This is a genomic window from Lentzea sp. NPDC051838, from assembly GCF_040681245.1.
Taxonomy (GTDB): Bacteria; Actinomycetota; Actinomycetes; order Mycobacteriales; family Pseudonocardiaceae; genus Lentzea.
This window is the reverse complement of record NZ_JBFAYI010000017.1, coordinates 25,567-39,124: the sequence shown is the minus strand read 5'-3', so window position 1 is coordinate 39,124 and position 13,558 is coordinate 25,567. Positions and strand designations below refer to the sequence as shown.

The following is a 13,558-nucleotide window of genomic DNA, read 5'->3' as shown; positions in this document are numbered from 1 at the left end:
AGCGCCCGGTCGGGCAGCTGCGCAGGGGGGACAGCGCCGCCACGCAGCGGAGGTGTCAGCCGCCGCGGGACGGCACCGGTCCGTACAACGGCAGCAGGCGGACGGGCGCCCACCTCACCAGGCGCAGCGGATCGAGGTACTCCTCGCCTCGGCGGACGCCCCAGTGCAGGCACGGTGAGGCGCAGTGGCCTTCCTGGAGGTGCCCGATGACGTCGCCCCGCCGCACCGTGCGACCGGCGGACACGGCCGGTGTGATCGGTTCGTACGTCGTCCGCAGGCCGCCCGCGTGCTGCAGGGACACGAGGGTTCGGGCCGCGACCGCGCCTGCGTAGACCACCACGCCGTCGCCCGCGGCCAGGACGGGCGAGCCCACGGCGGCGGACAGGTCGGCGCCGCGGTGGCCGGGGCCGAACGCGGACGCGGGGGCGTGGAACGCGCGGACCACCGGGTGCGGGGGCGGCAGCGGCCAGGAGAAGCGGGCGGGTGAGGGGGCCAGCAGGGTCGTGAGCAGCAGGGCGGTGGGGAAGAGGGGCATGGGTCAACGGTGGGGGTAAGGGCAGGTTGGGGACCAGCGGGTATCGGGGATCTGTGGACAACTCGGCGGTTGTGGACAACTACCCGCGGTGAGCAGGGGGCGATTCGAAGTTTGTCGGGGGTGGGGAGTAGACTTTCGGGCGCGTCCCGTCTGTCGCGGGACGACTTCGCGTGCCAACGCAGATCCGACCAGCTGATCCCAGCCGGGTCGAGTCACGACGTCCGACGGTCCTGACGGTGGGGAAACCCCTCCGCGGGTGCGGGCGGCGGCATAGGCACCAGGGCTTCGGGCCACCGGCTCGGAGCGTCAACCGAACGACGCCACCAAAGCGTCCTACAGATGAGGTGCGAACCGGCCATGGCCGTCGTAACCATGAAGCAGCTGCTCGACAGCGGCGTGCACTTCGGGCACCAGACCCGGCGCTGGAACCCGAAGATGAAGCGCTACATCTTCACCGAGCGCAACGGCATCTACATCATCGACCTGCAGCAGACGCTGACCTACATCGACCGGGCTTTCGAGTTCGTCAAGGAGACGGTCGCGCACGGCGGGTCGATCCTGTTCATCGGCACCAAGAAGCAGGCGCAGGAGGCCATCGCCAACGAGGCCCTCCGCGTCGGCATGCCCTACGTGAACCAGCGCTGGCTGGGCGGCATGCTCACCAACTTCTCGACGGTCCACAAGAGGCTTCAGCGCCTCAAGGAGCTCGAGTCGATGGAGCAGACCGGTGGTTTCCAGGGTTTCACCAAGAAGGAAATCCTGATGATGAACCGCGAGAAGGACAAGCTGGAGCGCACGCTCGGCGGTATCCGCGACATGTCCAAGGTGCCCAGCGCCGTGTGGATCGTGGACACCAAGAAGGAGCACATCGCGGTCGGTGAGGCTCGCAAGCTGAACATCCCGATCGTCGCGATCCTCGACACCAACTGCGACCCGGACGAGGTCGACTACCCGATTCCGGGTAACGACGACGCGATCCGTTCCGCGGCTCTGCTGACCAAGGTCGTGGCCGAGGCCGCCGCCGCCGGTCTCATGCAGCGCTCCGGCGCCCGCCGCGACGCCGCCGAGGGCCAGGACAAGCCCGAGGTCGCGAGCGACGAGCCGCTGGCGGAGTGGGAGCAGGAGCTCCTCGCCCCGGCCACCGCCGAGGCCCCGGCCGAGCAGCCCGCCCAGTCCTGATTTCCCCCACGAGGTGCCCGCGACCAGCGGGCACCTCGTGACTCAAGCGCGTACATCGCAGAAGGAAAACGATGGCGAACTACACCACCGCGGACGTCAAGAAGCTCCGCGAGCTGACCGCCGCCGGCATGATGGACTGCAAGAAGGCGCTGGACGAGGCTGACGGCGACTTCGACAAGGCCGTCGAGATCCTGCGCATCAAGGGCGCCAAGGACGTCGGCAAGCGCGCCGAGCGCACCACGTCCAACGGCCTGGTCGCGGTCAAGGACGGCGCGATGGTCGAGCTGCGCTGCGAGACCGACTTCGTCGCCAAGAACGCCGACTTCATCGCCCTCGCGGACGAGATCGTCGCGATCGCCAAGGCCAACAAGGTCGCCGACGTCGAGGCCCTCAAGGCCGTCGAGGTCGACGGCAAGTCGGTCGACGCGCTGGTCCAGGAGTTCTCCGCCAAGATCGGCGAGAAGCTCGAGCTGGCCAAGGCCGTGGACTTCGACGGCACCGTGTCGGTCTACCTGCACAAGCGTGCCGCTGACCTGCCGCCGGCCGTCGGCGTGCTCGTCGAGTACACCGGTGACAACGCCGAGGTCGCCAAGGGTGCCGCGATGCAGATCGCCGCGATGCGCCCGAAGTTCGTCACCCGTGACGAGGTTCCCGAGGAGCTCGTCGCCAACGAGCGCCGCATCGCCGAGGAGACCGCTCGCGAGGAGGGCAAGCCGGAAGGCGCGCTGCCCAAGATCGTCGAGGGTCGCGTGAACGGCTTCTTCAAGGACGTCGTGCTCCTCGAGCAGGCTTCGGTGACCGACAGCAAGAAGACGGTCAAGGCTCTCCTGGACGAGGCCGGCGTGACGGTGACCCGTTTCGCTCGGTTCGAGGTCGGCCAGGCCTGATTCGCATGAGGGCGGGGTTGCAGGCACTAGCGACCCCGCCCTTGGCGTGTCATAAGACTTCTCAACGGCGCGAGGTGAGGAACCTGTGAGCGAAGAAGGTAGCCACGGCTACAACCGGGTGATGCTCAAGCTCGGTGGCGAGATGTTCGGCGGCGGTGGCGTCGGCGTTGACCCCGACGTCGTCCAGACAGTCGCCAAGCAGATCGCGGCAGTCCACAAGTCCGGCGTGCAGGTGGCCGTCGTGATCGGTGGTGGCAACTTCTTCCGCGGGTCCGAACTCCAGCAGCGCGGCATGGACCGTTCGCGCGCCGACTACATGGGCATGCTCGGCACGGTCATGAACTGCCTGGCGCTGCAGGACTTCCTCGAGCGCGAGCACGGCATCGACACCCGCGTGCAGACCTCCATCCAGATGACGCAGGTCGCCGAGTCCTACATCCCCCGCCGCGCGATGCGCCACCTCGACAAGGGTCGCGTCGTGATCTTCGGCGGCGGTGCCGGCCTGCCGTACTTCTCGACCGACACGACCGCCGCCCAGCGCGCGTTGGAGATCGGCTGCGAGATCGTTCTGATGGCCAAGGCCGTCGACGGCGTCTACACCGCGGACCCGAAGCACGACCCCGACGCGTTGATGTTCGACAACATCACCCACCGCGAAGTGCTGGAGCGCGGCCTCAACGTCGCCGATGCCACGGCCTTCAGCCTCTGCATGGACAACAACATGCCGATCCTCGTCTTCAACCTCCTCACCGAGGGCAACATCGCTCGTGCGGTGCGTGGTGAGAAGATCGGCACCCTGGTGAGCACCCCCGGTGGCCGTCCGGCCTTCTAGACCTGGTGGGATCACTCCAGGACCGGGAATTGGGCACGAACACGCAGAGCAAGGAGCAGTCGTGATCGACGAGACCCTCCTCGACGCCGAGGAGAAGATGGAAAAGGCGGTTTCGGTGGCGAAGGAGAACCTCTCCTCCGTCCGGACCGGTCGTGCGACTCCCTCGATGTTCAACCGCATCCACGTCGAGTACTACGGCTCGCCCACCCCGCTGAACCAGATGGCCAGCATCACGGTTCCCGAGGCGCGCATGGCGGTCGTGAAGCCGTACGACGCGAGCCAGCTGAACGCGATCGAGAAGGCGATCCGGGACTCCGACCTGGGCGTCAACCCGAGCAACGACGGCACCATCATCCGCATCGTGATCCCGCAGCTCTCCGAGGAGCGCCGCCGGGACATGGTGAAGGTCGCCAAGCAGAAGGGCGAGGACGCGCGCGTCTCCGTCCGCGGTGTCCGTCGCAAGGCGAAGGAAGAGATCGACAAGCTCGTCAAGGACGGCGAGGTCGGCGAGGACGACGGCGCGCGTGGTGAGAAGGAGCTCGACGCTCTGACCCACCGCTACACCGCGCAGGTCGACGAGCTCGTGAAGCACAAGGAAGCCGAGCTTCTCGAAGTCTGATGTTCCTGATGGTTTCGCCCGGCCGACTCGCGCCGCAGGCGTGAGTGCCCTGGCAGGGCGGAGGTCGTGATGGGAGCACAGGTGGCAGGCGGTCCCGCGGACGTGCCCGCGTCGAAACCGTCGCGCGCGGGCCGTGACCTGCGTGCGGCGATCCTGGTCGGCGTCGGGCTCGGTGCCGTGATCATCGTGTCGCTGCTGACCGTGCGGCAGACCTTCATCGCCATCGTCGCGGCAGCCGCGGCGGTGGCGACGTGGGAGCTCGCGGGCGCGCTCAAGAAGAACGGCATCAACGTCGCCCTGTGGCCCGCGTTGATCGGTGGTCAGGCGATCATCTGGCTGTCCTGGCCGTTCGAACGCTCGGGCATCACGACGGCGTTCGTGATCACCATCCTGGTGTGCATGGCCTGGCGGTTCCGCGGTGGCTCCGACGGCTATCTGCGCGACCTCAGCGCGTCCGTGTTCACCGTCGCGTACGTGCCGCTGATGGCGGCGTTCGCGGCGATGCTCGTCGTTCCGGAGAAGGACGGTGCGGGCCGGGCGTTCGCGTTCCTCATCGGCGTGGTGCTGTCGGACGTCGGTGGCTACGCGGCCGGTGTCTTCCTCGGCAAGCACCCGATGGCGCCGACGATCAGCCCGAAGAAGTCCTGGGAGGGCTTCGCCGGTTCGCTGGTCGCGGGCATGGTCGGCGGTGCGTTCACGCTGACGCTGCTCCTCGACGGCCAGTGGTGGCACGGCGTGCTCTTCGGTGCCGCGCTCGTCGTCACGGCCACGGCGGGCGACCTGGTCGAGTCGCTGATCAAGCGCGACCTCGGCATCAAGGACATGGGCACGCTGCTGCCCGGCCACGGCGGCATCATGGACCGGATGGACTCGCTGCTGCCGTCCGCCGTCGCCTCCTGGTTGCTGCTGCACCTCTTCATCCAGTGACGTTTTCCGCGCAACGCCGCAACTAGTGGTTGTGAGAGACCACGAGGCACTGGCGGCGTTCGAGCGGATCTACCGCGACAACGTCGGCGCGATCACCCGGTTCTTCGCGCGACGGTGCGTGGACCCGCAGCTCGTCGGCGACCTGACGGCGGACACCTTCGTCCGCGCGATCACGTCGTTCGCGACGTTCGACGCGGCCAGGGGGTCCGCGTCGAGCTGGCTGTACGGCATCGCCCGGCACACCTTCGCGGCGCACGCCGAGCAGTCCGCGAAGGGCGGTGAGCTGGCGCGCAGGGTCGGCGGCCGGCGTGAGCTCGACCGTGACGAACTGGCCGAGCTCGAAGCCCGCATCGACGCCGAACAGCCCGGTCGCGCGCTGCTGGAACGGCTCGCGGAACTGCCGGAGCTCGACCGCGAGGCGATCGAGCTCGTTCATCTCGGTGGTCTCTCTCCCAAGGAGGCGGCGGAAGCGCTCGGCGTGCCCAAGGGAGCGATGCGGACCCGTCTGTACCGCGCCACGGCACGTCTCCGCGCGGTCGTCGAGGACGACGAGGTGGAGGCACGATGAGCAAGTTCGAGGACAACCTCTGGGCTCAGCTGGAACGCGACCACGCGCCGGTTCTGCACGAGAACGTCGCCAGGAAGCGGCGTACCAACACCAGTCGCTGGCTGGCCGCAGCAGCAGTTGCAGCCATGTTGGGCACCGCGGCGGCGATCGCACCGGCTTACTTCGGTGGTACGCCACCCGCGTATGCCGTGATCGACAACCGGGACGGCACGGTGACGTTGAAGGTGCGGGAGATCGAACAGGTCGACGAGGCCACGGCGAAGATGCGCGAGATGGGCATCCCGGTCGCCGCGGTGCCACTGCGGGAGAACTGCCAGATGAGGGGCCGCAAGATCAACCCTCCTGGCGACCCGATGTTCGACGTGCTGAAGTTCCAGTCGGTGGACAACGAGTTCGCGATCACGATCACGCTCGCTCGCATCCCGGCGAACGGCACGGTGGTGTTCGCGGCCGGGAAGTGGTTCGAAATGCCGATCATCCGCGGCGGGATGTACGCAAGCGATGACCTGCCCGACTGCTTCTCGAAGTGACTAGTCGTCGTACGGGTCGTCCGCCTCGATGCGCGGCCCGGCCTCGATCACGCGGGACTGGTCGATCACCGAGAACGCCATTCCCGCGTGGTCCTCGACGACGGTGATGCGTCCGTACGGGGTGTCGTAGGGCTCGACGGTCACCTGGCCGCCGAGCTCCAGCACCCGGTACGCCACCGAGTCGGTGCCGATCTCGGGCGCGGCGTTGAAGTAGACCATCCAGTGCGACTGTTCCCCGTACGGGAACTCTCGCCCCATCTTCTGCCTGCCGATGACCTCGGTGCCCTCGACGGAGTACGTCGCGTAGTCCAGCCGGTGGCCGTCGCCGATCTGCGTGATGTCGTAGTGGCACAGCTCGCCGAAGAACTCGTCGGCCGCCGCGCCGTCGCGGGTGTTCAGCTCGGCCCACGCGTAGGAGCCGTGCCCGCCCATGCCGAACCGCCAGTCCGGTGGCACGTGCCGGAACCCGACGACGGCTCCGGTCGGGTCGGCGATGACGGTGCTCTGCGTGTGGTCGGCGGCGTCCTCGGGGTTGCGCAGCACCGATCCGCCGAGGTGGAAGGCCTTCTCCGCGGTCGCTCTCGCGTGGGGTGTGACCAGGTACAACCGCCACGGCTCCGGTTCACCCTGCGGCAGTCCTGCGACGGGGATGCCGTCGACCATGGCCACCGTGTAGCCCGCGTCGTCGGCGTAGTGCCAGCCGAACAGGCCGGTGTAGAAGTCGATCCCGGCTTTGAGGTCCTCCACGGTCCTCTCCACCCAGCACGGGCTTCCTCCGAGCAACGGCGCGAGCTGGGGCGTGTTGGGCGCGATCGACACTGCCGCCTCCTGCTGGGGAGAGATGCGATCACGCTACGCCGTAGTTGGACGAATTCGAACAGTCACCGGCAAATCGAGGCCCTACAGTGTCTCCGTGAGGGGATTCGTGCGGGCGGCGCTGAATGCGGTGCGTCCGGTAGATGTCGTGCCGAGCCCGAACATCTGGCATTGGCCTGACATCTACGAGGTCGAGAACCGCGCGCAGGACGCCGGTGGCGCGATCTGGGCGGCATTGCGCGAGGAATGTCCGTTTTCGGGGGTGGACGTCGTGGACGTCGGCTGCGGTGACGGCTTCCACGTGCCGATCTTCGCCTCGGAGGCGCGGTCCGTCGTGGGCGTCGAACCGCACCCGCCACTCGTCGTCCGCGCGAGGCACCGGGTTGCCTCGCTGCCCAACGCACGCGTCGTTTCCGGTCCCGCGCAACGGCTGCCGCTCGACGACGCGTCCGCCGATCTCGTGCACGCCCGCACCGCCTACTTCTTCGGTCCGGGCTGCGAACCGGGCATGCGCGAGGCCGACCGGGTGCTGCGGCCGGGCGGTGCGCTGGCGATCGTCGACCTCGACGGTGCGGCCTCGCCGTACGGGCCGTGGCTGCGTGCCGACGAACCGCGCTACGACCCGGCGGCGGTCGAGAAGTTCTTCGCGGACAACGGGTTCTCGCTTCGACGGGTCACGGCGGAGTGGCGCTTCGAAAAACGGGAAGACCTGGAGTCCGTGCTGCGCATAGAGTTCTCGGCCGGGGTCGCCGAACGCGCGATCGCGTCGGTCGACGGGCTGAGCTTCCCGGTGGGTTACCGGCTGCACGTCCGTCGCAAGCCCAAGGGGTTGATCTTGTGATCCGCGAGATGCAGCGGCTGACCCAGCGGCTCTGGTCCCGCGAAGCCAACTGGCACGTCGGAGACCTTGCGTGGCAACGGTTCGAGCACGTCGGCCGCGAACCGGAGTGGCAGTTCGAGCTGTGGCACCGCGACGGCGAGGTGGCGGCCTGGGCGTGGGAGCAGCGCGGCAAGGACCTCTTCCTCCAGGTCGACCCGGCGCATCCGGACCTCGCGGACGAGGTGCTGAAGCGCTTCCCGGACCGCCGGGTGATGATCCTGGACGCCGAGAAGCACCTGATCGCCGCGCTGGAACGGCACGGGTACGCGGCGCAGGACGGCGAGTACCAGGTCTTCATGACCCACGACCTGCGTGATGTGCCCGAGCCGGTCGTGCCGGACGGCTTCACCGTTCGCTCCATCACCGAAAGCGACCTGGCGCGTCGCGTCGAGATCCACCGACGCGTGTGGCACCCGTCCCGCGTGACGGAGGAGAGCTATCGCAACGTGATGGCGGCATGGCCTTATCGCGCGGAACTCGACTGGGTCGTGGAGGCGCCGGACGGCCGGTTCGCCGCGTACTGCCTGATGTGGCTGGACGACCAGAACCGCGTCGGCGAACTGGAACCCGTTGGCACGCATCCGGAATTCCGGAAAATGGGGCTGGGGCGTGCCGCCTGTTACGGCGCAATGCGCGCGCTGCGTGATTTCTCCGGCGACCAGGCGATCGTCTACCCGTTCCACGGAAATCCGGCGGAGTCGTTCTACCGGAAGTTGGGTTTCCGGCCGTACGCACGAACCATGACGTACGCACGATAGCCCGTTCGGCCGCTGTCGTCCGAGGTCACCGCAGACGTACAGTCCCTCAGCTTCGTCGCTACGACGACGTACTACCTGGGGGGTAGGCGATGAGACGCCGATTTCTGCTGTCATTGTTGATGTTGTTCAGTCTCATCGCCGTTCCACCGCCGACCTCGTTCGCCGCGCCGCCCGCCGCCGACCTGAACGCGATGTTCACCGCCTACGGAAACCAGGGCGGGCACTGGACCGGCGGCGACAGCACGGTTTCGGTGCCTCTGCCGGACGGGCGCACGGCGTGGCTTTTCTCGGACACCTTCCTCGGCACGGTCAACGCCGACTTCAGCCGCCCGCGGACCGCTCCGTTCATCCGCAACTCGATCGTGGTGCAGCAGGGCTCCCAGCTGGTGCAGACCCTCCACGGAGGCACCGCGCAGGACCCCACGACGCTGGTCACCGGCAGCAACCCCGACGAGTTCCACTGGATCGGGGCCGCGACGGTGCAGGGCGGCACGCTGAAGGCGTTGTACGGGCGGTACAAGAACGCCGGCTCCGGCCCGCTCGGGTTCCAGCGGGTCGGCACCAGCCTGGTCACCTTCACGCTGCCCGCGCTGACCGTCGCGAGCGTCACCGACCTCCAGCTGCAGAACAAGATCGGCTGGGGTTCGGCGATCCTGACCGACGGCGGCTACGACTACGTCTACGGCACCGAGGACGTGGACGGCTTCAAGTTCGCGCATGTCGCCCGAGTGCCGGCCGGCAACCTCGGTGCCGCGTGGCAGTTCTGGAACGGCTCGGCGTGGGGGAGCGACGAGACGCAGTCGAAGCGCCTGTTCTCCGGTGGCGGCACCGGGTTCTCGGTGGTGCGCAAGGACGGGCAGATCGTCGTCGTGACGCACGACGGCAACGTCGGCTTCAGCCCGTGGTTCGTCGCGTACACGGCCTCGGCTCCCACCGGACCGTTCATCGGCCCGACCTACCTGCACAAGGCGCCTGAGCCCGGCCAGAACCCGTGGCACTTCGCCTACGACGCGCAGCTGCACCAGGCCCAGGCGGCCGCGGGCACGTTGCTCATGTCCTACAACGTGAACAGCTTGCAGGACGACGACAACTACGCGGACGCGCGGATCTACCGTCCCCGCTTCGTCGACATCACCTGGCCGCGGCCGAATCCCGGTCCCGGCGTGCCTGCCGCGCCTGCGAACGTGAATCTGGCGCTGGGTACAGACGGCACCGGCGAGGTCACCTGGAGCGCGCCGGACGGGCTCAGCTTCTGGCTCTACCAAAGGGATGTGACGGCCGGGCAGACCCACTTCTCGCGTGGCCCCAGCAGCGTGACGACCAAGTCGCAGGAAGTCGGTGCGCTCAAGGACGGTCACGTCTACGAGTTCAAGGTCTCCGCGGTCAACGGCACCGGGGAAGGTGCTTTCTCCGCAACGGTTTCCGGCACCGCGCACGTCACCGCTCCCAACGCGCCGGTGAACCTGCGCGCCACCACCGGCACCGATGTGGACGTCGCGCTGGCCTGGGACGCTCCACCTGGCAGCAGCAACGTGCAGTACACGGTGCGCAAACGCGATGTCACCGCAGGCGAGACCAGCTTCTCCGAGGTGTGGTTCCCGAGTCCTTCCAACACGAACCACACCGTCACGGGCCTGCAGCACACCCACGTGTACGAGTTCCGGGTGACCGCGCGCAACGGTGGTGGCGAAAGCCCGCCGTCGAACACCGTGCAGGCCACCGCGGCCGGGTCGGCGCCGCCGGTGCCGACCGGGCTGACCGCGGTCGCGCAGGGCGACGGGAGCGTCAAGCTCACCTGGAACCCGGCCGGTGACGGGCTCTGGTACTGGGTCTACCAGCGCGACGTCACGGGCGGGGAGGCGGAGTTCCGCAAGCTGGAGTATCCCGTCACGAACGGGACCTCGGCGCAGCCGGGGCTGTTGGTCAACGGGCACGAGTACGAGTTCGCGGTCAGCTCGATCAACCGCCACAACCTGGAGTCGGCGAGGTCCGGCGCGGTGCGGGCGACCGCCAGGCACGACAAGCCCGGCGCACCGGCGAACCTGACCGCGACGGCGCAGAACGACGGCGGGGTGAAGCTCACCTGGACCGCCACCGGAGAGAACCACTGGTACTGGGTCTATCAGCGGGACGTCACGGGCGGGGAAGCGGAGTTCCAGAAGCTGGAGTACCCCGTCACGTCCGGGACGACCTTCACCGCCGGTCTGCTGCTGAAGGATCACGAGTACGCGTTCAAGGTGAGCGCGCTCAACAGCGGCGGCGAGGGACCGGCGAGCGCTGAGGTGCGGGCGACCGCGCGGTACGACGCACCCGCCGCCCCGTCGAACCTGACGGCGACGCCTGGTGATGGAACCGTTGCGCTGCAATGGAACGCGCCCGCTCCCGGGGCGTGGTACTGGATCTACCAGCGTGACGTCACCGCGGGCGAGGCGAACTTCACCAAGCTCGAGTACCCCGTCACCAACGGCACCTCGTTCACCGCGGGCCTGCTCGCCAACGGGCACACCTACGAGTTCAAGGTCTCCGCGATCACGAACGGCGGTGAGGGGCAGGCGAGCGCCGTCGTGTCCGCGAAGCCGTTGCCTCCTCTGCCGGCCAAGGTGACCGGCCTGACCGCCGTGCCGACCGCGAACGGCGAGATCAAGCTGACCTGGAACGCGCAGAACAACGTCCTCTACTGGATCTACCGGCGGCCCGCCGGCGGCCAGTTCACGAAGCTGCAGTTCCCCGCCTCGCAGGCGGAGTTCACGGCGGGCGGTCTCACGCACGGCCAGGCCTACGAGTTCAAGATCGCGGCGACGAACCTCGCCGGTGACGGCCAGGAGTCGGACATCCGCGGCGCCACCGCGAACTTCGCCGTTCCCGCCGCGCCCGCGAACCTGCGCGGGCAGGCGTCGGGTGACGGAAGCATCGCGCTGCAGTGGGACTCGGCGGGGCCGAACCTGTTCTACTGGGTCTACCGGCGCAACGTCTCCGCGCAGGAGACCGAGTTCACGCGGGCGGGGTTGCCCACCGAGCGCACCGGGATGTCGTGGGACGGCCTGCGGCACGGGGACGTCTACGAGTTCTACGTGCGCGCGGAGAACGCCGGTGGGCTCGGACCGCAGTCGAACACCGTGTCCGTGACGGCGCTCGGCGGGCTGCCGGAGCCGCCGCCGTCCCTCACCGCCACGCCGGGCAACGGCAGGGTCGTGCTGAACTGGCCCGCGAGCCCCACGCCGAACGTCTTCTACTGGGTGTTCCACCGGAACGCCTCGAAGGGCGAGGGCTTCCGCAAGATCGAGATCCCGTTCAGCTCGACGACCGCCACGATGGAGCCGTTGACCAACGGCGACACCTACGAGTTCAAGGTGGCGGCGACGAACTCGGCCGGTGACAGCCGGCACACGGCGGTGGTGAGCGCACGACCGTTGCCGCCGGTGCCCGGTGCCGCGTCGTTGACCGCCATCGCAGGCAACGGCGAGGTCGGTCTCGGCTGGAACGCCGTCGAGCACGCGACCTACTTCTGGGTCGAGTACCGCGACATCACCGCTGGTCAGGCGGGCTTCCAGCGGTTGCCGCTGCCGGTCACGAGCTGGGCGCACACGGTGAAGCCGCTGGCGAACGGCCACCAGTACGAGTTCCGCGTGATCTCCGGCAACGTCGCAGGGGAGAGCGGGCCGTCGAACGCGGTGCGCGCCACCCCGCTGCCGCCGCCTCCTGCCGCGCCGTCGAACCTGCGTGCGGTGGCGGGCAACGGCCAGGTGTCGCTGACGTGGAACCCGAGCCCGAGCGGTCCGGTGTACTACTGGGTGTACTTCCGGCCGCAGGGACACAGCGCCTGGTACTACTTCCAGTACCCCGCGAGCGGAACCTCGTTCACCGCGACGGGTCTGCTGAACGGGTTCAACTACGAGTTCCGGGTGACTGCGGCGAACCTCGGCGGGCAGAGTCCACCGTCCAATGTGGTCAGCGCGCGGCCGTTCCTGCCGTTGCCCGCCGCACCGTCGAACCTGAGGGTGACCGCGGGCGACCGTCAGGCCTCGCTGACCTGGAACCCGAGCCCGAGTGGTCCGGTGTACTACTGGGTGTACTTCCGGCCGGAGGGGCACAACGACTGGTACTACTACCAGCTACCGGCGAGCGGAACCTCTTTCACGGCAACAGGTTTGTTGAACGGGTTCAACTACTCGTTCCGCGTGACGGCGGCCAACGCGGCGGGGCAGAGCCCGCCGACGAACGAGGTGACGGTGAAGCCGCTGCCGCCGCTTCCCACCAAGCCGACCGGCCTCACGGCCACGGCTGACCGGGACTCCTCGCGGATCTGGTTGAGGTGGAACCCGAGCCAGGGAACCGGCATCACGTACTCGGTCGAGATGCGCAACTACAGCCACAACGGCCCGTGGTACCCCTACGAGGTGGTCGATGACACCGACACGGTGTTCGACCCGGAGTCGCACAGCATGGTCTGGGAGTTCCGCGTCGTCGCCAGGAACATGGCCGGTGGTGTGCCTTCGGACCTCGTGCGGGAGGCCAACCATCCATGGCTGAACTGGGGAGCGGCGCCTTCCTACGGACGCAACGCCAGCAACGGGGCGAACAACGCCGCGCGCTACCTTTTCGCTGATCTGGGCTGCTCGGCCAGCTTCCAGCAAATGGTGTGTTTCCACCGGTCGCCAGGTCTGCGCCAGCCGGCGACCGTCGGCGACTACGCGTTCTACCCCTACAGCAAGGACCGCCTGAACCTGAGGCTCCGGTGCGAGGCGTTCGCGAACGCCTCGCTGCGCCGGTCACACGGGGACGAGGTCGTCGAGTCGCAAGGCCAGGATCTGCTGCGGCACGAAGCCATCCACTCGATGCAGGAAGGCGGCTACCTGATGTTCGCCCAGTTCCTCGCCCAGTACGGGTTCGTGTCCAAGCTTTCGGAGGTCGCCACGGGCAACCCGTGGGAGGCCAACCCGTTCGAGATCGCCGCGGGTCTGCATCGCGGCAACTACTACGCCCCTATAGGGGGAGTGACCGACTGCAGCCGCCTGTAGCCCACGGAC

Annotated in this window: 12 protein-coding genes; 10 read left to right on the top strand and 2 right to left on the bottom strand. The window is 68.2% G+C overall.

Features of this window, described 5'->3' with window-relative positions:
• Positions 1-55: 55 nt before the first annotated feature.
• The gene (locus tag AB0M24_RS29975) at positions 56-535 is read right to left on the bottom strand and encodes a M23 family metallopeptidase (protein WP_363775203.1); all 480 of its coding nucleotides are present in this window, start codon (positions 533-535) and stop codon (positions 56-58) included.
• Between the two features lie 357 nt (positions 536-892).
• Here AB0M24_RS29975 and rpsB point away from each other — a divergent pair, with 357 nt between their 5' ends.
• The 7 genes from rpsB to AB0M24_RS29940 all read left to right on the top strand — a co-directional run bounded on the left by rpsB (position 893) and on the right by AB0M24_RS29940 (position 6,077).
• Positions 893-1,714, top strand: a complete 822-nt coding sequence (gene rpsB / locus AB0M24_RS29970) for a 30S ribosomal protein S2 (RefSeq protein ID WP_363775200.1) — start codon at positions 893-895, stop codon at positions 1,712-1,714.
• A 71-nt stretch (positions 1,715-1,785) separates the two neighbouring features.
• Positions 1,786-2,601 carry a translation elongation factor Ts gene (gene tsf, locus AB0M24_RS29965; protein ID WP_363775197.1) on the top strand — a complete coding sequence of 272 codons (816 nt, stop codon included), beginning with the start codon at positions 1,786-1,788 and terminating at the stop codon, positions 2,599-2,601.
• An 85-nt stretch (positions 2,602-2,686) separates the two neighbouring features.
• On the top strand, positions 2,687-3,433 hold the full coding sequence (gene pyrH / locus AB0M24_RS29960) for a UMP kinase (protein ID WP_363775194.1): 747 nt from the start codon (positions 2,687-2,689) through the stop codon (positions 3,431-3,433).
• 61 nt (positions 3,434-3,494) lie between these two features.
• Complete coding sequence (gene frr / locus AB0M24_RS29955; RefSeq protein WP_363775191.1) at positions 3,495-4,052, top strand: ribosome recycling factor; 558 nt, start codon at positions 3,495-3,497, stop codon at positions 4,050-4,052.
• Positions 4,053-4,121: 69 nt separating this feature from the next.
• Complete coding sequence (locus AB0M24_RS29950) at positions 4,122-4,979, top strand: phosphatidate cytidylyltransferase (RefSeq protein ID WP_363775188.1); 858 nt, start codon at positions 4,122-4,124, stop codon at positions 4,977-4,979.
• A gap of 31 nt (positions 4,980-5,010) precedes the next feature.
• Positions 5,011-5,547, top strand: coding sequence for an RNA polymerase sigma factor (locus AB0M24_RS29945; RefSeq protein ID WP_363775185.1), 537 nt, complete (start codon positions 5,011-5,013; stop codon positions 5,545-5,547).
• Positions 5,544-6,077, top strand: coding sequence for a hypothetical protein (locus AB0M24_RS29940; RefSeq protein ID WP_363775182.1), 534 nt, complete (start codon positions 5,544-5,546; stop codon positions 6,075-6,077). The genes AB0M24_RS29945 and AB0M24_RS29940 overlap by 4 nt, the downstream gene beginning before the upstream one ends.
• Here AB0M24_RS29940 and AB0M24_RS29935 read toward each other — a convergent pair whose 3' ends face one another.
• The gene (locus AB0M24_RS29935; protein WP_363775179.1) at positions 6,078-6,896 is read right to left on the bottom strand and encodes a VOC family protein; all 819 of its coding nucleotides are present in this window, start codon (positions 6,894-6,896) and stop codon (positions 6,078-6,080) included.
• A gap of 94 nt (positions 6,897-6,990) precedes the next feature.
• Here AB0M24_RS29935 and AB0M24_RS29930 point away from each other — a divergent pair, with 94 nt between their 5' ends.
• From AB0M24_RS29930 to AB0M24_RS29920, 3 genes are all read left to right on the top strand, one after another.
• Positions 6,991-7,734, top strand: a complete 744-nt coding sequence (locus AB0M24_RS29930) for a class I SAM-dependent methyltransferase (protein WP_363775176.1) — start codon at positions 6,991-6,993, stop codon at positions 7,732-7,734.
• Complete coding sequence (locus AB0M24_RS29925; RefSeq protein ID WP_363775173.1) at positions 7,731-8,531, top strand: GNAT family N-acetyltransferase; 801 nt, start codon at positions 7,731-7,733, stop codon at positions 8,529-8,531. The genes AB0M24_RS29930 and AB0M24_RS29925 overlap by 4 nt, the downstream gene beginning before the upstream one ends.
• Positions 8,532-8,650: 119 nt before the next feature.
• Complete coding sequence (locus AB0M24_RS29920) at positions 8,651-13,549, top strand: fibronectin type III domain-containing protein (RefSeq protein WP_363775169.1); 4,899 nt, start codon at positions 8,651-8,653, stop codon at positions 13,547-13,549.
• Positions 13,550-13,558: the final 9 nt, after the last annotated feature.